This window comes from Vibrio marinisediminis, from assembly GCF_014050145.1.
In the GTDB taxonomy this organism is placed as follows: Bacteria; Pseudomonadota; Gammaproteobacteria; order Enterobacterales; family Vibrionaceae; genus Vibrio; species Vibrio marinisediminis.
Window position 1 is genome coordinate 308073 of sequence record NZ_JACFYF010000003.1, and the last position, 22944, is coordinate 331016.

A 22944-nucleotide genomic window follows, 5' to 3' on the forward strand; every position below is an offset into this window, starting at 1 on the left:
GGAGTCCATTATGCAAAGTCAGATGCCGCTGTTTTTTATATTGCTTTTTGTCTCGGTTTTTTTAATAAGCCAAGCGTTAATTCTGCCATCAGTTGGTAAAAAAATTCGTCATAAGCAGTTGATGAAAAGACTGCGCGAGAGCCACAAGAATATCGATGATGAGAGTGTCAATTTACTGCGTGAGAATGCATTAAAAGATCTTACTCCTTTAGAGAAATGGCTGATTCGTTTCCCATTTTTTGAAAGTGTTAAAAAGAAATTGGATTTGGCGGGCATCAACGTTGGTTTTAGTAAGTTTCTGTTTTTATCGCTATTAGCTGGTCTTGCTTTCTTGTTGATATTGCTGCTGTTAAATCAGATCTGGTATCTCAGTATTGGGGTGATGTTTGTTGTTTGGGTGATTGAGTATTTTGTTATCCAGAAATTGATAAACGACCGTTTACAGGCGTTTGAAGAGCAACTGCCAGAAGCGCTAGATATCATCAAACGAGTACTGCAAGCCGGGCAACCACTGAATCATGCCTTTTATGAAGTGGGGCAAGAAATGCCGGCACCACTTGGACCTGAATTTCTTAATACCTATAACCTACTTAATTATGGTTATGACTTACGCTTAGCGATTATGCAGATGTCAGAGCGAACACCAACGGTTTCAATGTTGGCATTCTCAAGTGCGGTGCTGCTACAGAAAGAGACAGGGGGTAATCTAACTGAGAACCTCGACAAACTCTCGCGCATATTGCGTGCTCGCTTCAAGTTAACACGAAAAATTCGAACCATTTCCGCTGAATCACGTATGTCGGCTTGGGTACTGGTTCTCGCCCCATTTGGTATGTATGCCATTATTTATTTAATTAATCCTGGCTATATTCAAGCACTCCATTCAGATCCTCGAGGGTTGAAAATGATTGGCGCGGGTATGATCGCTTTGGCTATCGGCACGCTGTGGATTCGTAAGATAGTGAATATCGAGGTGTAATATATGGAAGAGCTACTCGATTGGGTCAATAACATTAGCATCACTCAAGAAATGCTAATTATGCTGTTAGTGTTGGTGACCACCATTTTAGTTGTGTTAACCGTCGGTTCAATCATCATGGGCATTAACTCACCATTGCGACGTCGGTTGATGCAGATCACTGGGGATAGTAAGGAAAGTGTGCCGAGTTCCAATAAAATGGTCGATACGCTAGAGTCTTTCGCCGCGCCGATCATGTCCCCCAAAAATGAGAAAGAACGCCAAACAGCACGTCATCACTTAATGCATGCTGGTTACCATCAAAACAACGCGCTAACACTGTTCTACTCAATCAAATTTGTCACAACAATTTTGGGTTTAATCGTCGCCACATTGGTTTACTTGACTGCGCCTGATTCTGAGTATGTCTATGCTTACCTATGTCTTGCTGTAGGGGTTGGGTTGTTTCTCCCTGATTACCTGTTGAGTCGGATGGTGAAAAAACGCCAAGCTCAGATTCGTTCAGGTATCCCCGATATGTTGGATTTGCTGGTGGTGTGTACTGAGTCAGGTCTAGGGTTCAACGCTGCTCTTCGACGCGTGGCAGATGAGTTAGTGATATCTCATCCTGAGCTTGCGGATGAGCTGGACACCGTTTGTGTGAAAATTCAGGCAGGTAAGACCATGCCCGAAGCCCTGCGAGAGCTAGTGGTACGTACAGGGATTGATGAGATAAGTGGTTTGGTTAGTATGCTTAGCCATGCCTCTCGCATAGGGGGGAGCTTAGTGCAGTCGCTACGAGAATACACCGAGGATTATCGAGACAAGCGATACCAAGCCGCAGAAGAGGTGGCCGCTAAAATGCCTGTAAAAATGATGTTTCCGATGGTGTTGTGTATATGGCCGTGCTTTTTCATTGTAGCAATTGGACCAGCATTAATTTCATTGATGGATGCGTTTGCCAAATAGGGCGAAGCAAGGCAGAAGGTAGGGAAGATTATGTGGATTAAAATTAAAACGATAGCGCTAACCATTGCTTTACTATCTGGCTGCGCAGCATCAGATAATACCGATGAATTTAATAATTCTCTGTATGCAGGTAAGCCGATAGAAAGTTTAACCAATGCTGAACCACCAAAAAATGAGGAGGAAGCCCTTGCTCGCGGAGACATGGCATTAGCTAACAAAGATATCGACTTAGCTTTATATGAGTATTTACGTTCACTGAGCTTTGCTAAGGCACAATACAAAGACAAAACGCTCTATACCGTCGGCAAAATCCATCTATCAAAACCAGATTTTGAGTTAGCAGAGCGAGCTTTCAAAGCCTCGTTGCAAGAGAACCCAGACAATGTTGGCGCTTTGGAAGAGCTGGGGTCGTTGTATAGTCGTAGTGGGCGCACTGATGAGGGGATGAGTTACTTTATTAAAGCGATTAATGCGGATTTGATTCGCATGGGAGCGACGCCAAATCTAAGCAAAGAAACCTTGAGTATTGAGCAGATCTCACAACTGAAATACGATGATATGTCACCTGACGGAGCCTACAATGGCTTAGGTGTGCTTTATGATGTGCAAGGGCAACATGAAATAGCTCAATCTCTATTTGTCGATGCTATTGAAATTGATAACGGTAATATGGATGCGCTGATTAATCTGGGCTATTCGTACTATATGTCACAAGATTACCCTAAGGCATCGGTCTACACCAAAGCGGCGCTTAAGCGTGACAACAATAGTGAAAAGGCGCTCAATAATCTCGCGCTTATCTATTTAGCACAAGATCAAGTACGCCAAGCATTGAATGTCTTTAGTCGTCATCTTTCGATGCCTGAAGCACTCAATAATGTCGGCTATTTCCTGATTTTGCAGGGGAAAGCCGAACAGGCTATCCCATATTTGCAGCAAGCGATTGATAAAAACCCGTCTTACTATGAAGTGGCGAACAAAAACTTAGAGCGCGCGCTATCCATGGTGAGAGAAGGTGGATCAACCTCATCAATTACTGTTCAGTAGCAAGTAAAAAAGAGACGCATCAAGCGTCTCTTTTTAGTTTGGTGTTGCTCTTTAAAGCATGCCGTTGACTAAACCCGCGATAATGAAGGTAATCACCATCCAGATAATAGGCAGCTTGAGTTGCTTCATTAAGTAGAATCCAACCAAAACCAGTGCGACATCAAATGGGTTCATTACCGCACTGGTAAATACAGGTTGGTAAAGTGCTGAAACCAGTAAACCGACTACGGCGGCATTTACACCACTAACTGCACCCGCTACCTGAGGCTTTTGCGCCAATGATTGCCAGTTTTTTAATACCCCGAGTAGCAATAAGAAGCCAGGTAAAAACACCGCGACAGTGGCAACTAGCGCGCCAACTATTGGTGCGTTAGGTTGTAGTTCGTAGCCAATATAGGTAGCAAAAGTAAACATGGGACCCGGTACGGCTTGCGCGGCTGCGTATCCGGTTAAGAATGTATCTTGGCTAAGTTGGTCTCCCACAATTGTTTGCAGCAGCGGTAAAACCACATGACCACCACCAAACACTAGGCTACCCGCTTGGAAAAAGTCATTAAATAACCCCAACGTTGGCGTAAGGTGTGCAATCAGAGGTAAGCCGACGAGGATGGCAACAAATAGTGCCAGCGGTAAAACAGTTGGCTTAAATGGTTTGGGATCCGTTGGAGTTTCCCCTTTTAGGTACTTAGCACCAATAAGTGCGGCAATGACGAGTACCACCATTTGCGTGGCAATACTGGGTAGTGTCAGTAAAGCAATTGCCGTGATCAAGCAGAGACTGACAGAAAGCGTATTTTTACAGAAGTTTTTGTACATTCCCCATGTTGCATCCGCAACCACTACAACGGCTAGTAGCTTTAACCCGTGAACAATGCTTTGGAATGCGGTGGTTTCAGTGAGTTGGCTTGAAACGACAGCCAGCAATACCATGATCATTACCGAGGGTAGGGTAAAGCCGATAAAAGCAGCGCAAGCACCTGTTAAGCCGCCACGTTTATAACCAAGTGCAAACCCCACTTGGCTTGAGCCTGGACCGGGCAAGAACTGGCTAAGCGCGACAATTTGTGCGTACTCACTGTCATCGAGCCAATTGAGTTTTTCGACGAAAGTTTGGCGAAAATAGCCAATATGCGCCGCAGGTCCGCCAAAGCTTATCCAGCCTAACCAGAAAAAGGTTTTAAAAATTGCGAGCATCAGAGTCATGTCCTTCTAATTTCATTACTGCTTGTTGCTGCCTCTAGAGTAAAAAAAAGAGTAAGATGATTCAAATTGATAGTTTTAATTTTATTTATGAATCAAATGGGATTAAACATGGCAGGTTCTGAAGATCTTCAATGGCGCAACATCGACTTAAATTTGTTAGTGACCTTTTCTTATCTGTATCGCTACCGTAGTGTCAGTATTGCGGCTGAGAAAAGTTTCGTTAGCCAATCGGCAATGAGCCATAGCTTGGCGCGTTTACGCCTATTGTTGGATGATCCGCTGTTTGTGCGCAAGGGGCATAGGATGGATCCGACGGAGCATGCCCACCATATCGCCCCAACCATTAGTCAGTTATTAGATGCGATTACGCATAATCTACTGACCAAGGCGCATTTTGACCCGACCAATTATTCAGGGGTGTGTCGAATTGGTTTAACGGATTACGCGGAATTTATTTTTGCTCCGGCAATTTACGATAGCATCCGCGAGCAAGCACCGAATGCCCAAATCAGTTTTATCAATGTTAATCGCAGTAACTATGTGGCTTTAACAGAACAAGAGAAACTTGATCTTGTCATTGGCAGTATGCCGGCGTTAGATGATGAGTTTGAAAGCCATTATCTTTATACCGAGAAGCATGTTTGTCTTGCTGATCCGCGCATGCTTGCTTTGAAGTCTGAGCTGACCAAAGAAGTGTTTGCGGGAATCGAGCAAGCGTTAGTGAGCCCGGATGGCAGCTTAACCACCCAAGTAGATAAGAAATTAGCAGAGCATGGTTTATCTCGCCGAGTAACGGTGGCATCACGCAATTTCCTGACCATTCGGAGTTTACTTAATCAGCGTCGTTTGATTGCTATTGTCCCGGAGAAGATGGCACTTGCTGAAGGCTTTGATGACCACTTAACAACGTTTGAACCTCCAGTGCCCGTCGCCGATTTTGATATAGCGATGCTCTGGCATACCAGCCGCAATAGTGAAGATAAAAATGTCTGGTTACGTGAGTTGGTGCAAGGGGTGATAGTTACAAAATAGCGCGCTAACAATGCCGATGGCTTGGTAGCGCGACAATATGCTTGGTGAAAAATTAGTGCTGGGTTTTAAAACTACGCAAAATCTTAAAGGAAGAAAAGGCGATGATGCAGTAAGCCAACAGCTCAGAGCCTTCCTCGACAATGTTTTTTACATCGCGAACGTAATGCTCAGCCATAACACCTTGCCAAAAACTGCCCATGCCAAATAATCGAGAAAAAACCAGCAACATGATCAAGCCCAAAACCAGCATGTTCATATAAGAACTGCTGAGGATTACGGCAAGTTGGTCGAGTGTCTGTTTGCCGTTGCGAACGGCATAGGTGATGGCGGCAAAGGTGACCGCTAATGCTGGATAGACCCAAAAACCGTGTACGATGTAGTCAAAAAAAGCGTCATTTTCACGAATTAACATCACTAAGAAAAATGCTCCCATCAGCGTGGCGGCGTGCTTTAGTTTTGTTTGTCGCTTTGCTAGGTAGAAGAAAGAACCCGCGGAGAGCACAAGCATCAACTGTTCTAATCCCTCAGTAATCGAGAGTTCCCCTACTTGGTTCCCCAACACAATATAATCAAGGCGCAATGCAACATTGACTAGTAAGCAGATAGCCACGCCAATCAACGCGGTTAAGCTACGTTTTAAAATGATTTCCGAGGCAGAACGTTGGAGTGAAAATTCGTAGCCTAGGCTCTCTTGATTGGTATAGGTTGTCGTTTTCATAGCAGCATCAGATTTTGTAACAATGTGCTGCTCAGTTTATGAGCTGAAAAACGATTTGTTGTCAGAAAAATGTCATCAATTGAACGGTGTGCAATTAATGGAAAGCACTTAGATTCATATGTAAAACTAAGTGAGTTGATAACGAGTCCATACTTTGCTGCGCCAACGTCTCGCCATAATTACGCCACGAAACCATTCATCCATTGCGATAGCCATCCATGCACCGAATACACCATAACCCCAATGAACACCAAGCAAGTAGCTAAATACCACGCCTATCCCCCACATGCTTAGGATGCCCATTTTTACTGGGAATTTAATATCACCAGCCGCTTTGAGTGCTGAGATAAAGATTAAGTTGAAGACTCGTCCGGCTTCAAGAAGGATAGAACCAGTTATTAAACTGGCGGTTAGTGCTGCAATTTCAGGTTGATCGGTAAAGAGCGGAATAATGTTATCGCTCAATAGGAAAATGGTGATGGTGACAATGTTAGTCACGATGAAACCGACCACAAAGTATTTTTGTACTCGGATCAATATCGCATCAATCAAACCACGACCGATAAAATAACCCGTTTGAATTTGGCTGCCTTGTCCAATGGCTAGAGCAAAAGCAAAGGAAATGCGGGCAATGTTTTGTGCGTAGGTGAATGCGGCTAAAGATGCGGTTCCCATTTGTACGATGAAGTAGATGATAGTCAGTTGAGCGAGGTTGTAAGAGAGCATTTCCCCCGCGTTCATCATGCCTATGCGCATAATACGCTGATAGGTAGCACGAGGAACCGTTTTCCAATTGGATAGAGGAACGCGAATATCCGTGCTGCGCAGTTTGCAACACAGCATCAAGGTGCTGAATAACTGGCTGGTGACAGTCGCAATAGCCACACCTTGTACGCCATATACAGGCAAGCCAAAAGGCTGATACAAAGCAATATAGTTACCTGTAATGTTGAGCACGCCAGCAATTAGGTTGATCACCATTGGTGAACGAGAGTAGCCATGGCTACGCAAGATGGTGGTTAGCACAATCCCCATGGTGACATTGAATGTCATCGACCCACTGATGAAGAGGTATTGCTGAGCATAGTTTTCAACCTGAGCTTCTAAGCCGTAATACGGCAGTAAAAAGTAGGCGGCAGAGACGGCAAAAAGGCTTAAAAATATCCCGACAATGGCAGACATAATGATGCTTGCTACCGCGACATATGTGGATTCGTCTTCACGGTTTGAACCATTATATTGGGCGATTAAGATGCCAGTTCCGCTGCTAACCATCGAGGAAATGATGATCAAAAAGAAAGAGATTTGGGTAATAACGCCAACAGCAGAAACGGCTTTATCTGAATAGCCACTTAACATGAATACATCACTAGTATTTAAGGCGGTGCGCAACATGATCTCGATAAACAGAGGCCAAGTTAGCGCAAAAATGTTCATGCGCTTATCAATTGCGTTCGGGAGTGATGACATGTCGGTGAGTGCTCAGCAGTTAGATATAATAGCCCTAAAAAAGGTGGGCTATTATATCGATGAAAAAGTGAGCGTATAGGCTTTTTCTTACTTAGTGATAAATCGTACTGATGTTGTGATTTGCTACTTTTTACACAACGTTATTTAGCGATTGGCGAGCAGTTGATCGATTTTCAGTTGATGTGCCGACGTCACCCCAGCCAAATTACTGTATTTCGGTTTATCACGGTCATTTTCGAATGGATGATGCCAGCCAATCGTGTGTTCAATAAACTGTTTAGCAAAGTGCTCAGACACTTCTAAGCAGCCAGTTAAGACAGTATCGACATAGGTTTGTACGATAGGGCTCATTGAACAGGGAGGTGTTGCTTGTTCGGTAACGTAAATCCACACCTGGTCTTGTTCATCCAGTGAGAGATCGCTGTCCAATTGGGGATGAGCGATCGCAATGCGCGTATAACCCCGTTCACGTCGATCAAATTCAACCAAGTGCGTGTCGTCGACCTGTAGCAATACACCATTCACCAGACCATCGCCTTTGGTTACAACCAAGGGTGCCAGAATATAACTTTCATCAACTTTGCCCCAGTATCGGCATAGACCATGCGCCACAGCGGGTGTTGCAGCGGATGTTTGACCGGTCAATTGGCGAGATGCTGAGTTCATTAAGCTGCCGTAACCAAAGATATATTGTGTCATATTGCTACTCTTACTAATGAATATTATGTCGTTCTATTGGGCATTACAGTGATGTTGTAGATGCTTTATTTCCCTAGCATAGTGTTCATCTATACTGATGGGATGCACACACTTATCGTTAAGCTCTTTCTTGAAGCTTCAAGCCATGAGTCATGGCGTAATGATATCGACTTATCTCAATTTCGCCAAAGTGCTTTCTGTTTAGCAATATCGCAATGAGTTATAAGTCATTTGGATCCTATTGGGTCATAATGACTTGATTTTAAATGTGTCACATTGACTTCTTTTTATTGTTTTATCAATTTAATTTATTGATATGTAGTGTATTTTTGTTTGGCATGAAAGATGCAGTGTAATAATGGATACCACTATAGGAGTTTTTTAGTGCTCAATATTACTGACAAGCGGGTTGAAGAAAAAATACCCGCTATTTTGCGCCTTGGTTTTCGCCCTTTCTTCTTTTTGGGTGCTATTTATGCCTTTATTGCTATTCCTCTTTGGGTTTGGATGTTTAATTCTGGTCAACCACAAGCGTTGAGCGTGCCTGCATTATGGTGGCATGTACACGAAATGCTGTTTGGTTTTGCTATGGCCATTGTTGTCGGTTTTGTGCTTACTGCGGTGCAAAATTGGACGGGAATCAATGGCACCAAAAATTATCGACTTTTAGCCATTGTGGTGCTCTGGTTGACACCGCGCTTGCTGCTCTGGACACCCGTACCACTTTGGCTAATCTCTATCATTGATGCACTTTTCTTAGCCGTTGCTGCTTATGAAATTGCATGGCGAGTCATTAAGGCAAAAGGGTATAAAAACCTCTTTTTTGTACCGCTATTCGTGTTGGCTATTATCGCTAACTTTGCCAGCTACGCTTGTGTTAAAGGTATGCCTCCGTTTCCTGCGCTTGCAGTATGGCAAGCCATGCTTTGGTGGTTTACTTTGCTACTCTCTGTTATGGGTGGGCGAGTCATTCCGTTCTTTACCGCAAGACGGTTTAATTTTGAAAAGCCGCAACCCTTGATGTGGTTAGAGTGGTTGGCTAACTTACCGTTGGTGGCACTGTTTCTTTTGAGCTTTTTCCCATTAGCGATGGATCAACTGGGTTCTTGGTTGATGGTTATTGCCGGGGCTGCGCAGTTAATCCGAGTGGTTCGTTGGCAGCCATGGAAAACCGTGAGTGAGCCTTTAGTGTGGTCACTGCATGCGGCGTATTTGTGTATTCCAGCCAGTTTGTTGGTGCGTGGCTTATGGCAAAACGCTTTTGCTCAGCACAATATGATTCACTTATTTGCGATTGGTGCGTTAAGTGGTGTGATATTGGCAATGATAGCTCGTGTGACGATGGGGCATACTGGGCGCGCTATCTATCAAGGACCAAAAATGGGCTTAGCCTTTGCCATGATAATCTTGGCGGCATTGATACGTAGCTTTGGGGTTGCCATGTTCCCTGCGCAAATGTTGCTGATGATTGATATCAGCGCGGGGTTGTGGGCATTGGCATTTGCGCTGTTTATTGCCAAGTTTGGTTATATGCTCGTTACCCCTCGAGTCGACGGTCATCCGGGTTGATATTTCCCCCTTCTAATACAATCAAGGCTTGGCATTGCGCCAAGCCTTTTGTATTTCTATACCCGTCATACTTGAAATTGCAGCGGTGTTGGCTGTGGTCGTGCGCCGCAATCACATAGTTCACCTATGCTCAGGGGCTTTCTTACTTGCCGCCTACCTGTACCTCCAAGTTTCTTGGCTAGAGTGCCAAGAAAGATTAAATGTTGCCGAGATTAAAATCTTTCTGGAAGTAGAGTACTTTTTGCAAATATCGACGAGCTTCCCCTTTAGGGTGCTTAGTGGTTAATGTGTCGTATACCTGTCTTGGTGTCGAATTGTTTAACTTCACCATTGCACGCTTGCGATCGCTATCAAAAGCTGACAATACGCCACCCGTTCCGCCGTTGTAGGCTGAAATCATACTGAAATGCATTGAGGTTGGGTGCTTTACTTCCCTTAAGTAGCGATTCTTAAGGATGTAGAAGTAAGCGGCACCGGTATCAATGTTATTGGCGGGATCAAACAAATACTCTTTGGTTGGAATGCCCGGCTTTTTCTTCACTAAGTTAAATACGTCAGCCCCTGCGGTTTTTGGGATCACCTGCATCAAGCCATAGGCACCAGCGTGGCTCACCGCGTAAGGGTTAAAGCTACTTTCAGTTTTGATGATCGAGTAGATCAAATCTTCAGGTATATCGTAACGCTTTGCAGCATCACGAATAAGCCCAGCGTATTGGTATTCCCGTTGCTCTAGGTGATCATTCACCATGGTGATTTCAACGTAGTGAGCCTGCCCGCGTTTAATCGGTTTGGTGCGCAGAGCATTCTCAATTAAATAGTTTGAATATCGATTGGCACGCCATTCCCACTCAATCGGTTTACCTTCATGATCCAAAACTTGACCTAGCAAGAAAGGCTTGCCACGCAGTATCGCTTCTTTGTCACTAAATAGTTCAGCATGGGCAGGATCCGCTGGCATCAATAACGTTTGTACGATCGCTTTTTGTAGCTTTTGTTCTGGTTGAGTCTGAGAGATGGTCGAGACATAAATCTTACCCGCATCAAAATCGATATGAGCACGAGTATTGTAGCCGTCAAGGTACTTAACATAGCGATGTTTACCGGCTTCCACGAATTCATCTTCACCCCAGCGGTCTTTCGCCAGTTTGGCGACATAAGCTAATAGCTGGTTGATGCTCTGTTGGTTGTTGGTCGATGGAGCGACAACCGATGGTGGTGTCGCTGGGCAGTAGCAAGATGAATCTTGTTCAGGAGAAAGGGAGCATCCTCCAAGCAGCGCAAGCAGCAAATAGGTGAATTTTTTCATTGTAATGATTTGGTTATCAGACCCTAGGTTATTGGTAACGTTAAGCGGGTTGATAATAAGTAGCGCAGAGGGGTTGTGATAATTAAATTTTTCTATGGTAATAATAAAAATCCCCACACCGAAGTGTAGGGATCTCAATCTAATTTAGCTTGGCAGCAATATTAGTTGTTTTTGTGTAGTTCAGCGTTGAGTTCAACCGCGCTCTTGTTTGCCAAACATTCAATTTGACCAGTCACAGAGTTGCGACGGAACAGCAGATCAGAGACGCCAGCAAGGTCGCGAGCTTTCGCCATTTCGACTTCGTTGCCTTGTGAATCAAGCATGCGCACTTTAGAGCCAGCGGTTACATATAGACCTGATTCAATCGTACAACGGTCACCCATTGGGAAGCCAAGGCCTGCGTTTGCGCCTAGTAGTGAGTTTTCACCAATAGAGACAACCACTTTACCGCCACCAGATAGTGTACCCATGATAGAGGCACCACCGCCGATGTCTGAACCGTTACCGACAACCACACCCGCAGAAATACGACCTTCAACCATGCTCACACCTGTGGTACCGGCGTTAAAGTTGATAAAGCCTTCATGCATAACCGTTGTGCCTTCACCCACGTGCGCACCAAGACGTACACGAGAAGTATCAGCAATACGAACGCCAGTTGGTACAACGTAGTCCACCATTTTCGGGAATTTGTCGACGCAATCAACGCTTAGCGCACGACCTGCAAGACGCGCTTCGATTTGGCGCTCAGCCAGCTCAGGTAGATCAATAGGACCTTCGTTAGTCCAAGCGATATTGTGCAGTAGACCGAAGATACCATCTAGTACTGTGCCATGAGGCTTCACTAGGCGGTTAGAGATCAGCTGTAATTTTAGGAAACCTTCGGCAACAGATTGAGGTTGCTCATCCGTTGCTAGGATAACCAGTACAAGTGGCTGTGCTGACTCCGCTGCTTTCGCTGCAAAAGATGCGTTAGCAGCATCCCCATTAGCAGCAAAAACTGCCGCAAGTTCGGCACTTTGCTCAGCAGAGATTTCAATTGCTTGGTTACCTTGCTCATAGCCTGCTACTGCAGCTAGCGCATTAACAACTGCGTCTGTAGGGTTAAGCGCTGGGTGTGGGAAAAATGCTTCAATGATTTTGCCATCACGGTTTTTTGTTGCAGTACCAAATGCTAGGGAAAAGAAAGCCATAGTCATCTCCATCTGTTGAGTCTTTTTGATCCTCGCCGATTCAATAGCAAGAACTTGGAATTTGTATGAGCATCATAATGACACTAAGGAACAGTGAAAAGAGATATAAACAAGAAAGTCCGTAGAAGGATACGCTTTGTCTGAATAGCGATAGTTTTGTCCGATTAGAGGTTTAATCAATCGCAGAAAAAGTCTATATGCAGAGCCAATGAAGGCTCTCCATATAGAGATGAAAACAAGAGTTAAGCTTTTGCTCGATTCAACTCTCCAACGGCTACAGCCAGCGCCACTGTTGCCCCCACCATTGGGTTATTGCCCATGCCGATAAAGCCCATCATGGCAACATGCGCAGGGACTGAAGAGCTGCCAGCAAACTGTGCGTCGGCGTGCATTCGACCTAGAGTATCGGTCATGCCATAAGACGCTGGACCTGCTGCGACATTGTCAGGGTGCAATGTTCTGCCTGTGCCACCGCCAGAGGCGACCGAGAAATAAGGGTGACCCTGACGGATCCGCTCAGTTTTATAAATGCCAGCCACAGGGTGCTGGAATCGAGTAGGGTTAGTGGAGTTCCCAGTAATACTGACGTCAACTTGCTCACGGTGCATAATAGCAACCCCTTCGCGAACATCGTCAGCGCCGTAACAAAGAATCTCGCCTCTCACACCTTGGGAAAATCGACGACGTTCTACTTCATGCAACTCTCCGGTTTGATAGTCAAATTGAGTGCGAACGTAAGTAAACCCGTTGATGCGTGAGATAAGATATGCCGCATCTTTACCTAAACCATTTAGGATCACTTTTAATGGTGAACGACGAGACTTATTGACGTTAAGTGCAATTTTGATAGCCCCTTCGGCGGCGGCAAAGGATTCATGTCCAGCAAGAAAGGCGAAGCATTGGCTCTCTTCATTGAGTAGTCTAGCGGCAAGTGCACCATGACCTAAACCTACTTGGCGCTGTTCTGCAACACTGCCAGCTTTAGTGACCGCTTGTAAACCCTCGCCAATGATATGCGCGGCTTGTTCAGCGCTACGTGCTTGGCGATAAATAGCCAGTGCGGTACCGAGAGCGTAAGCGTCAGCAGCGCTTTCAAATGCGATGGGTTGGGTATCAAGCACTAAGGCTTTGGCATCGATACCATGTTCCAAACAGTAGTGTTGTGCCTGTTGAAGAGAAGTAAGCTGCATTTCATTAAGTAGTTGAGTGATGGCTGGGGTATATTGAGTGTTCATTTGGCTTCTCCTCAAATTAAGCTTGGCGTGGATTGATGGTAGTGATGGCTTCATCGAAGCGACCGTAAGTACCAGTTGCCGCTATGGCTGCTTGGTCTGCGGGCACGCCTTCATTGATGGCTTTCATCATCTTGCCTAAATTGAGATATTGATAACCAATTACTTCTCTGTTGTCGTCTAATGCCAGTTGAGTCACGTAGCCTTCTGCCAGTTCCATATAGCGGACGCCTTTGGCTTTGGTGGCATAGCTTGTGCCCACTTGGCTGCGCTGAGTTTGCCCTAAATCTTCCAATGCAGCGCCAATTTCTAGCCCACCTTCAGAGAAGGCAGATTGGCTACGACCATAAACAAACTGCAAGAAAATCTCACGCATCGCGACGTTTATTGCATCACAGACTAAGTCGGTATTGAGTGCTTCAAGAATGGTTTTACCAGTGAGGATCTCAGCCGCCATTGCAGCCGATTGGGTCATACCCGAGCAGCCAATGGTTTCAATTAACGCCTCTTCGATGATGCCGTGTTTAACATTCAAGGTGAGTTTTGCCGCGCCTTGCTGCGGTGCGCACGCCCCCACGCCATGGCTTAAACCAGAAATTGCAATCACATCTTTAGGGCTGACCATTGCCCCTTCAATAGGAATAGGTGCTGAAGCATGGAGAGCACCCCGTTGAATAGGGCACATAGATTGGATTTCGTGTGAGTATTGCATAATGTTTTCCCAGTATAAGAAATCTATGCCGTAGTAGGCACAACAGGCGATTCGCTTTTGGATAAGCCAGTCGCTGGATATCTTTTTGATGTTGAGAAAACAGGTGGGGTTGGAGGAGAGTTAGCTTGATCACTACAGAACTCGTTCAGCTATTTATAAATAGCCGATCCAACAGGCAGACCTGTTTTCGTTTCTGTAGGAGTCATCAGCTATTGTTGCGGTTTTAACCCAAAGGTTAAGGTGGAACCCCATCACCGTGAAAGCATCATAGCGCCGATAAAGTGTGATCTACAATGGCTTTTATAGACCGTATTGATCTAAAAACGAATGGCGCTATGTGGAAATCAATATATAACCAAGTAACCTCAATATGCTTAGTTCAGTAGAAATAAAAAAGCCCGATGCGATACATCGGGCTTTTACTTGAGACTTTACTATTACTGATTGGCGCTGCGCTTTTTCGCGCTTATGCTTTATTTGTCCAACCGATTACCCGTTGAGCGGGGGTAATAGCGAGTTAATTACTTAACTCGGTTTTGCGTCGCTGGCTAAATTACTTAGCTAGGTCAGCAGAGTGCTCAGATAGGAACGCTGCTACACCTTTAGGTGATGCGTCCATACCTGCTTTGCCTTCTTCCCATTGTGCTGGGCATACTTCACCGTGTTTCTGGTGGAAGTTTAGAGCGTCAACCATACGTAGCATTTCATCAATATTACGACCTAGTGGTAGGTCATTCACTACTTGGTGACGTACAAGACCATCTTCGTCGATTAGGAAAGAACCACGGAAAGCAACGCCAGCTTCTGGGTGCTCTACGTCGTATGCTTTACATACTTCGTGCTTAACGTCAGCAACAAGAGGGTATTTAACTTGACCGATACCGCCGTTCTCAACCGGCGTGTTACGCCATGCGTTGTGAGAGAACTGTGAATCGATAGAAACACCGATTACTTCAACGCCTTTTGCTTTGAAATCTTCAAAACGGTTGTCAAAAGCGATCAGCTCTGATGGGCAAACGAAAGTGAAATCTAGTGGGTAGAAGAAAACAACCGCTTTCTTACCTTTAGTGAATTCTGCAAAGTTGAAGCTATCAACGATTTCGCCGTTACCTAGAACAGCTGCTGCAGTAAAGTCAGGGGCTTGACGACCAACTAGTACCATTTTTTTGCTCCTAAATATATGGTTAGTTCCGAATCGATAAACTCTGTTTCGATTCAGTCCGTGTTTGTACGAGACAAACTATAGTACAGATTGTAGTATTGAAAAAAGCGAAATAAATAGATTAAGTTAATCGAAAAAAGCGATAAGATTTGATTCTGCTGATTCGATCACTGCCTGAGCAAAAGGTAACGATAAAACTATGAATAAATGGCCCAGCCTTAAGCAACTGCATTATTTAGTCACTTTGCATGAAACTCGCCACTTTAGTGATGCGGCAGAGAAGTGCTTTGTAAGCCAGTCGACATTAAGTAAAGGTATCCAAAACCTTGAAGAGTTGATTGGTTGCCCTCTGTATGAAAAGAAAGACAAAAAGAGCCCACTGGTTTTTACCCATGCGGGAGAGCTAGTGGTGCAGCAAGGGCGAGATTTATTGGCAAAAGGTCAAGATTTAGTTGAACTCGGTCTGCTTTGCCAAGGCGGAGATATGGAAGGGCAACTCAAAGTGGGCTGTATTCCGACTATTGCCCCTTTTTTGCTGTGTGATTTAGTGCAAGAGGTTAACCAACGCTTTCCTAGTTTGAATATGTTACTGCGGGAAGATACAACCACGAACCTTTTAGCGGCTTTGCGCCACGGTGAGCTTGATGTGCTTATTTTAGCTTTACCCGTAGAAATAGACGGTATGGACAGTAAGATTGTTGGTAGTGATCCGTTTCGTATGATCATTAGCCGTAATCAAGCCGAAGCGATTAAGGTGCCGATCCGTTACGCCGACTTACCTGATGAATTTGTTTTTCTATTAGAGAGAGAGCACTGTTTAACTGAGCACGCCGTATCTGCGTGTCAACTGACCGCTAAAGAGAAGATAAACCCATTCTCCGCGACGAGCCTGCATACCTTAGTGCAAATGGTGGCGAATGGTTTGGGTACCACCTTTATTCCGCAAATGGCGATTGATCATGGCTTGATTGATAATCAGAATTTAGTGGTCGTCGATCCACCAGGTCAGCAGGCCCATCGACATATTGGGTTGGTTTGGCGACCAAGTTCTTCACGAGTTAACACATTTAATCAGTTGGCTGATGTGGTATCAGAGTTACTTTAGCAATAAGTATTAGCCGACGAATCGCACATATGACACTTAAACGCACTGCTTCTGGTGCGTTTTTTAGTTTTTTATTCTAATGGTCAACTTTAACTTGTAAAATTTTACAGCAATTAATTTTTGAAGATTTCATGAAATTGTGGAATTTCACATTGTTAATTTTACATATAAAATTTCCATCGCTGTTTGAATTTCTATTTGATACTTCACTTAACTGCTTGAGTTAAAAGATTAAAACTAGTCATGTCATTATTCAAACGTGTGTTTGAATAAAATTTACACCCCAAATTACACTGAAATTAAATTACGTAACCAGTAACACTTTGAGGTGGTTGGGTATCCGTTTTTCCACTACCGAATAAAACTTCAAACTTCACTTCCCCCCTTTTTCTAATAACTCTGCTGAGGTAATTTAAATAAAGGCTCAGTAAGACTTATGTCTAGATTGATTTCAGCAACCAAATCATCAATTGTAGAGCCTAAGAGCGCAGTCGAAGTCGTCTTAGAATGTCGGAAATACAAATGGAAATGTCGTCTGTAAGTTACAAATGTAATTACGGTGACAGATTTAAAGGAAGAAACCATGCTTGCTCAAACGCCTGATAAAACACAATCAACCAAGGAAGCCCAAGAAACTCTATCCTTGTTAAAGACCACTGGTGAGGTGGCCCCACAACATCAAGCGATTTACCCTGCGGAAGCGCAAACTTTTCTCGCATTACTGTGTGAGCAATTTGCGCCAAGAATTGAAGGGTTGCTCGCGGCACGAGAACAAAAACAAGCAAGTATTGATGCAGGAGTGCTACCAGACTTTTTGCCAGAGACGCAGGATATCCGCGAAGGTAGTTGGAAAATCCTTGGTATTCCAAGTGATCTTCAGGACCGTCGTGTAGAAATTACCGGTCCGACGGATCGTAAAATGGTCATCAATGCGTTAAATGCGAATGTGAAAGTGTTCATGGCTGACTTTGAAGATTCAATGTCACCAGCGTGGGAGAAGGTATTAGATGGTCAAGTGAACTTGCGTGATGCAATTCGTGGCACGATTAGCTATACCAATCCAGGCAATGGCAAGCATTATGAACTGGCCGAAGATCCAGCGGTACTGATCTGTCGTGTTCGTGGGCTACATCTCAAAGAAAAACACGTCACTTTTAATAACCAGATCATCCCTGGTGCTCTGTTCGACTTCGCGCTCTATTTCTATAACAACTATCAAGCCCTATTGAAGAAAGGCAGTGGTCCTTACTTCTATATACCTAAGTTGCAGTCTCACCATGAGGCGAAGTGGTGGAGTGAAGTATTCCACTTTACGGAAGATTACTTTGGTTTAAATACCGGCACGATCAAAGCGACGGTTTTGATTGAGACATTACCTGCTGTATTCGAAATGGATGAAATTCTGTTCTCACTGAAAGAGCATATTGTCGGTCTGAACTGTGGTCGCTGGGATTACATCTTCAGTTACATTAAGACATTGAAAAAACATCAAGACCGCGTGCTGCCTGATCGCCAAGTTGTAACGATGGAAAAACCGTTTCTTAATGCTTACTCAAGACTATTAGTTCGTACTTGTCACAAGCGTGGTGCGTTTGCTATGGGTGGGATGGCTGCGTTTATTCCGGCTAAAGACCCAGTAGAAAACCAAAAAGTACTCGATAAAATTTATAACGATAAATCATTGGAAGCTAACAATGGTCATGATGGTACTTGGGTAGCTCATCCAGGACTTGCAGACACTGCCATAGATGTATTTAGCAATGTTCTGGGTGAGCGAACCAACCAATTGGATGTGAGCCGAGCCGATGATGCGCCGATTACTGCTGAAGAACTGCTCGCCCCTTGTACGGGTGAACGTACTGAGCAAGGCATGCGACATAATATCCGTGTTGCGCTGCAATACATCGAAGCTTGGATCTCAGGCAACGGTTGTGTACCGATTTACGGCTTAATGGAAGATGCGGCAACAGCTGAAATCTCCCGTGCGTCAATATGGCAATGGATTCAACACGGTAAAGACCTAGATAATGGGCAAGTGGTGACTAAAGCCTTGTTTGAGCAATACCTATCAGAAGAGATCGAAGTAGTGAAGCAAGAGGTGGGAGAAGCTCGTTATCAAGCTGGGCGCTTTACAGAAGCGGCTAAGTTGATGGCAGAGTTAACCACCAGTGATGAGCTAACTAACTTCTTAACCATTCCAGGTTACGACTACTTAGACTAGTGCCGTAACGAACAAATAACGTGAAGGAATACTGGTGGATATGGATGTACCACCAGCAAAGATAAAAAGCGCAACGCGCATTAAATGAGGGATAGACCGATGACACTTACTCGACGCCAACAAATCGAAGCTCTTGAAAAAGATTGGGCAACCAACCCACGCTGGAACAATGTAAAACGTCCTTATACTGCTGATGAAGTTGTAGAACTGCGTGGCTCTATGGTGCCTGCAAACACTATCGCTCAACGTGGTGCTGATAAACTTTGGGGCTTGGTCAATGGCAGCTCTAAGAAAGGCTACGTGAACTGCCTTGGTGCACTAACGGGTGGTCAAGCAGTACAGCAAGCAAAAGCAGGTATCGAAGCGATTTACTTGTCAGGCTGGCAGGTGGCTGCAGATAACAATACTGCTTCAACCATGTACCCAGATCAGTCTCTGTACCCAGTTGACTCAGTACCATCGGTAGTTAAGCGTATTAACAACTCATTCCGTCGTGCTGACCAAATTCAATGGTCTGGCGGTAAATCTCCAGAAGACGAAGGTGGTATTGATTACTTCCTACCTATCGTAGCTGATGCAGAAGCAGGCTTTGGTGGTGTGCTAAACGCATACGAGCTAATGAAGTCTATGATTGAAGCGGGCGCTGCAGGTGTTCACTTTGAAGACCAATTAGCGTCAGTGAAAAAATGTGGTCACATGGGTGGTAAAGTACTTGTACCAACTCAAGAAGCGGTTCAAAAACTGGTAGCAGCGCGCCTTGCTGCGGATGTTTCAGGCACAACAACGCTAGTTATCGCTCGTACCGATGCGAACGCAGCTGACCTACTAACATCAGATTGTGACCCGTATGATAAAGACTTCATCGAAGGTGAGCGTACACAAGAAGGTTTCTACCGCGTTCGCGCAGGTATCGACCAAGCTATCTCTCGTGGTCTAGCTTACGCACCATACGCAGACCTTATTTGGTGTGAAACTGCAACCCCTTGTCTGGAGGAAGCGCGTAAGTTTGCTGAAGCAATTCATGCGGAGTACCCAGATCAGCTATTGGCGTACAACTGCTCGCCATCGTTTAACTGGGAGAAGAATCTAGATTCTGAAACCATCGCAAAATTCCAGCAAGAGCTAGCGAACATGGGCTACAAATACCAGTTCATTACTCTGGCAGGTATTCACAACATGTGGTTCAACATGTTTGAACTGGCACATGCTTACGCACAAGGCGAAGGTATGCGTCACTATGTTGAGAAAGTTCAACGTCCAGAATTCGAAGCGGCAGAGAAGGGTTACACTTTCGTTGCGCACCAACAAGAGGTGGGTACTGGTTACTTCGATAAGATGACTAACACTATTCAAGGTGGTAAATCATCAGTAACGGCTCTAACTGGTTCTACAGAAGAAGACCAGTTCTAGTCAAACAAATCTAGTTAGGTGATTGTTCGAGTCGGACGTATACAATCACTTAACGAGATGTCATTTCTGTTCCTAATACACCCCTAGGATAGAGATATAAATTTAGGCATAATTTTGATGTTCTTTGAGCGGCTCGGGCCGCTCTTTTTTTTGTTTAGTCTTCCATCTCTTCCGGTTCTACTTCCTCTTGTAGTTCCAATAAGCTAATAGCAATAGAGACAAAATCACTATTGGTAATAATGCCAACCAATCGACCTTTATCGACCACAGGTAAACAACCGACTTTATGTTTTTGCATATAGAGCGCGGTTTCTTTTAAGCCTGCTTTTGGTGTCACACTCATGACGTTAGTGCACATCACTTCGTAAATGGGGGTGTTGAGGGTGAAGGATTGTTCTTCTTGTACTTCATGCAGGGTTGAGTCTTGTGCTGCGAGTACATCGCGTTGAGTAATGATACCGAGTAAATGTCGGTCACCATCAACGATTGGAATATGGCGAATGTCTAATGCTTCCATGGTGTGTTTTGCATCGACAAGTTGGTGAGAACGTAACAATGTATGCGGGTTACGAGTCATCATATCTTCGACTTTGATCATGGCAACCTCCCTAGTTATTTGCGCAGATTATTACCGCAAAGCTAATAGCTAAAATTCAGTAATCTCTCTTAATACTATAGGAGTAATTGACGCATTATTTTGGGAGCCGTCCCAATTTTCTAATCAAAATAAATCGCGTTAAAGGTAAGTAAATTTTTCAAAGGAATAGGGGCGCGGTGGTATTGATTTGAAAGCAAAACACTCACCAGAAAAGATGAGTGTTTTGCTCTAATAGTGAGGCTTACAACTTAAAGAAATTAAGTAAATGTTTTTGCTCTGCAGCAAGGTTTGATAGTTCCTCACTCGCCTTTTGGCTCTCTTGAATTCCCGTCACATTCTGATTGACGATATCAAAGGTTAAACTGACATTTTGTGAAATATCTTGAGTCACACTTGATTGTTCTTCAGAGGCTGTCGCTACCTGAGTATTCATATCAGAAATCAGTGAAACAGAATGAGCAATGGCCACGAATGAATCACCAAGTTGTTGACTAATGCTTCGCGAGCCTTCCACTAAGGTCATGTTGGTCGCCATAAACTTATTCGCTTCTTCTGCTTGAGTTTGCAAGCGAGAAATGATCTCTTGTATGTCCACTGTAGACTGCTGAGTTTTTGCAGCTAGAGAGCGCACTTCATCGGCAACGACGGCAAAGCCACGTCCTTGCTCACCAGCGCGGGCCGCTTCTATCGCTGCATTTAGCGCGAGCAAATTGGTTTGTTCTGAGATGCCATTGATTACTTCAACCACGGTACCGATTTCAATTGAGTATTCTCTAAGTTGGTTAACAATGTTATTCGTTTCTTCAATTGAGTGCTCAACGTCACGTGAGACTTCATCCGATGAGCGCAGCGCGGTTTGTCCACTTTGCACACTGTCTGTAGCGCCTGTTGCCGCCTGTTCTGCCGATGAAGCGTTATGGCTTACTTCACTTGCGGTGCTTGAAAGCTCATTGATTGCCGTTGCAATCTGTTCAACTTGGCTAAGTTCTTGTTGGGCATTCGCTTCGGTTTGTGTCATGACCGCTGCCAGTTCAACAGAGGCTGAAGAAACACTTTCTGAGATAGTGTGGAAGCCTTCAATGATGCGACGTAGTTCAGCGCGCATTTCTAAAATGTTGGCGTAAATACCACTCTCTTTACCGGTAATTTTTATATCGGTTGATAGATCGCCTTTTGAAACATCTTGCACCAGTTGCTGAATTTCGGTCGGTTCACCGCCCACTACACGGTTGATATTGCGGTAGATGAATGATGCAACCGCAAGGGCAATTAAGGTTGCAATTGACGCTAACCAAAGAATGATGGTTTCGGCACTGCTAAGTTGCTGAACCATGTTAGGACCAACGGTATCTTGTTCTTTTTTGGTGGTTAACTTGATGTTTTCAACAGCTTGAGCAGCTTGAGCTCCAATCACGTCCAACTGAGCGCTGATGAGTTGATTGCGCTTGTTGATTGTCGCAGAGATACGGTCAAATGCCTGGCTGTAGGCGGTGAAAGCTTGCTGGTATTGAGTGAATTGCTCTTTTTGTGCTGTCGTAACAAGGTATGTTTTTAGTGCTGTTTCTCTCTGTCTAATATGAGCAAACTCTTTTTGAGTTGCTTCTGCGTCGGAAGCTGCGTTGTTAATCAAAAATTTGTTGGCGTACAGACGGGCGGTGAGGACGCTTTCTTGTAACTCACTGGCATAGAGTGCCAGCTCGGTATCGCCTGAGTTGTGTGCGACTGTCATCATTGATGATAGGGTTTCACGCATGGTAGAGCCATTTGGATCGAGATCTTGGCTGACTAATGCATTGCGCTGCTTGATCAGTTCCATAACGCTTTGAAATGTCGCTTGGTACTGATTAATTTGTTGTTTTATTGCTTTGAATTCTCGCGTATGTGTATCTTTGAGATCTAAGTGCTCAGTCTGTTCGATCAAGCTAAGTGTTGATTTGATGCGATCATCAAAGGTGTTTAACGTCGTACGTTCTTGTTTTTTTATGTATTTATTTACCGCGAGGCGTGCGTCGAGCAAGTTGGCTTGGATTCTGCCACTGTTGACGCTAGCAAGTGCGAGGTTGCGATAGGAGTGAAAACCTTGGCTGGTATCGCTGAAACGAAATATCGAGATAGCACTGGTTATTAGTAGCAATAGTATGATGCTTCCAAAACCATACGTGAGCTGCTGTTTTAATGTCATATTGATCATCTACCTTAATAATATTGTGATGGCTAACCATTAAAAATAGCTATCGTTATTATTATTCTTATTAATAGTTGCAATATTTTGTTACAAAGCGAGCGTCAGTGCTACCGTTTTACAATTTAATTTTCTATTGAACTCGATAAAGTGAGAGT

19 protein-coding genes and 1 riboswitch are annotated in these 22944 nt (G+C 44.4%); of the genes, 8 read left to right on the plus strand and 11 right to left on the minus strand.

From position 1 onward, the window contains the following. Positions 1-10 precede the first annotated feature (10 nt). Genes H2O73_RS08170 through H2O73_RS08180 form a run of 3 tightly spaced genes read left to right on the plus strand, consistent with a single transcriptional unit; the run spans position 11 to position 2974 of the window. Positions 11-979 carry a type II secretion system F family protein gene (locus H2O73_RS08170; protein ID WP_182108349.1) on the plus strand — a complete coding sequence of 323 codons (969 nt, stop codon included), beginning with the start codon at positions 11-13 and terminating at the stop codon, positions 977-979. 3 nt (positions 980-982) lie between these two features. Then, positions 983-1927, plus strand: coding sequence for a type II secretion system F family protein (locus tag H2O73_RS08175; RefSeq protein ID WP_182108350.1), 945 nt, complete (start codon positions 983-985; stop codon positions 1925-1927). Positions 1928-1957: 30 nt separating this feature from the next. Next, positions 1958-2974, plus strand: coding sequence for a tetratricopeptide repeat protein (locus H2O73_RS08180; RefSeq protein WP_182108351.1), 1017 nt, complete (start codon positions 1958-1960; stop codon positions 2972-2974). 51 nt (positions 2975-3025) lie between these two features. On the opposite strand, the gene chrA is transcribed toward H2O73_RS08180, so the two are convergent. Then, entirely contained in the window at positions 3026-4168 is a 1143-nt protein-coding gene (gene chrA / locus H2O73_RS08185) for a chromate efflux transporter (protein WP_182108352.1), read from the minus strand. Positions 4169-4285: 117 nt separating this feature from the next. Here chrA and H2O73_RS08190 point away from each other — a divergent pair, with 117 nt between their 5' ends. Then, positions 4286-5209 carry a LysR family transcriptional regulator gene (locus H2O73_RS08190; protein WP_182108353.1) on the plus strand — a complete coding sequence of 308 codons (924 nt, stop codon included), beginning with the start codon at positions 4286-4288 and terminating at the stop codon, positions 5207-5209. 52 nt (positions 5210-5261) lie between these two features. Here H2O73_RS08190 and H2O73_RS08195 read toward each other — a convergent pair whose 3' ends face one another. The 3 genes from H2O73_RS08195 to H2O73_RS08205 form a co-directional block, all read right to left on the minus strand. Beyond that, positions 5262-5927 (minus strand): hypothetical protein, encoded by a 666-nt coding sequence (locus H2O73_RS08195; protein ID WP_182108354.1) that lies wholly within the window; start codon positions 5925-5927, stop codon positions 5262-5264. 126 nt (positions 5928-6053) lie between these two features. Beyond that, entirely contained in the window at positions 6054-7397 is a 1344-nt protein-coding gene (locus H2O73_RS08200) for an MATE family efflux transporter (RefSeq protein ID WP_182108355.1), read from the minus strand. Between the two features lie 144 nt (positions 7398-7541). Then, a complete protein-coding gene (locus tag H2O73_RS08205) occupies positions 7542-8096 on the minus strand; it encodes a gamma-glutamylcyclotransferase family protein (protein ID WP_182108356.1) in 555 nt (184 codons plus the stop codon). 384 nt (positions 8097-8480) lie between these two features. On the opposite strand from H2O73_RS08205, the gene H2O73_RS08210 reads away from it, so the two are divergent. Then, on the plus strand, positions 8481-9665 hold the full coding sequence (locus tag H2O73_RS08210) for an NnrS family protein (protein WP_182108357.1): 1185 nt from the start codon (positions 8481-8483) through the stop codon (positions 9663-9665). Positions 9666-9861: 196 nt separating this feature from the next. On the opposite strand, the gene mltC is transcribed toward H2O73_RS08210, so the two are convergent. The 5 genes from mltC to H2O73_RS08235 form a co-directional block, all read right to left on the minus strand. Continuing rightward, positions 9862-10971: a membrane-bound lytic murein transglycosylase MltC gene (mltC, locus tag H2O73_RS08215; protein ID WP_182108358.1), complete on the minus strand. Its 1110-nt coding sequence runs from the start codon at positions 10969-10971 to the stop codon at positions 9862-9864. Between the two features lie 161 nt (positions 10972-11132). Further along, positions 11133-12164: a 2,3,4,5-tetrahydropyridine-2,6-dicarboxylate N-succinyltransferase gene (dapD, locus tag H2O73_RS08220; RefSeq protein WP_182108359.1), complete on the minus strand. Its 1032-nt coding sequence runs from the start codon at positions 12162-12164 to the stop codon at positions 11133-11135. Between the two features lie 242 nt (positions 12165-12406). Further along, positions 12407-13399 (minus strand): GGGtGRT protein, encoded by a 993-nt coding sequence (locus H2O73_RS08225; RefSeq protein ID WP_182108360.1) that lies wholly within the window; start codon positions 13397-13399, stop codon positions 12407-12409. A 16-nt stretch (positions 13400-13415) separates the two neighbouring features. After that, positions 13416-14108, minus strand: coding sequence for an iron-sulfur cluster assembly scaffold protein (locus tag H2O73_RS08230; protein WP_182108361.1), 693 nt, complete (start codon positions 14106-14108; stop codon positions 13416-13418). Positions 14109-14297: 189 nt separating this feature from the next. Beyond that, positions 14298-14373, minus strand: a riboswitch (Fluoride riboswitch). 288 nt (positions 14374-14661) lie between these two features. Then, positions 14662-15270 (minus strand): peroxiredoxin C, encoded by a 609-nt coding sequence (locus H2O73_RS08235; protein ID WP_182108362.1) that lies wholly within the window; start codon positions 15268-15270, stop codon positions 14662-14664. A 199-nt stretch (positions 15271-15469) separates the two neighbouring features. Between H2O73_RS08235 and H2O73_RS08240 the strand changes: the two genes are divergently transcribed. From H2O73_RS08240 to aceA, 3 genes are all read left to right on the plus strand, one after another. After that, complete coding sequence (locus tag H2O73_RS08240) at positions 15470-16375, plus strand: hydrogen peroxide-inducible genes activator (RefSeq protein ID WP_182108363.1); 906 nt, start codon at positions 15470-15472, stop codon at positions 16373-16375. A gap of 583 nt (positions 16376-16958) precedes the next feature. Next, positions 16959-18596 (plus strand): malate synthase A, encoded by a 1638-nt coding sequence (gene aceB / locus H2O73_RS08245; protein ID WP_182108401.1) that lies wholly within the window; start codon positions 16959-16961, stop codon positions 18594-18596. A 99-nt stretch (positions 18597-18695) separates the two neighbouring features. Continuing rightward, complete coding sequence (gene aceA, locus H2O73_RS08250) at positions 18696-20006, plus strand: isocitrate lyase (RefSeq protein WP_182108364.1); 1311 nt, start codon at positions 18696-18698, stop codon at positions 20004-20006. A gap of 154 nt (positions 20007-20160) precedes the next feature. Here the strand turns inward: aceA and H2O73_RS08255 are convergent, their stop codons facing one another. Together H2O73_RS08255 and H2O73_RS08260 are read right to left on the minus strand one after the other, a co-directional pair. Then, on the minus strand, positions 20161-20604 hold the full coding sequence (locus H2O73_RS08255; protein ID WP_182108365.1) for a CBS domain-containing protein: 444 nt from the start codon (positions 20602-20604) through the stop codon (positions 20161-20163). A gap of 241 nt (positions 20605-20845) precedes the next feature. Then, positions 20846-22786: a HAMP domain-containing methyl-accepting chemotaxis protein gene (locus tag H2O73_RS08260; protein ID WP_182108366.1), complete on the minus strand. Its 1941-nt coding sequence runs from the start codon at positions 22784-22786 to the stop codon at positions 20846-20848. Between the last annotated feature and the right edge of the window lie 158 nt (positions 22787-22944).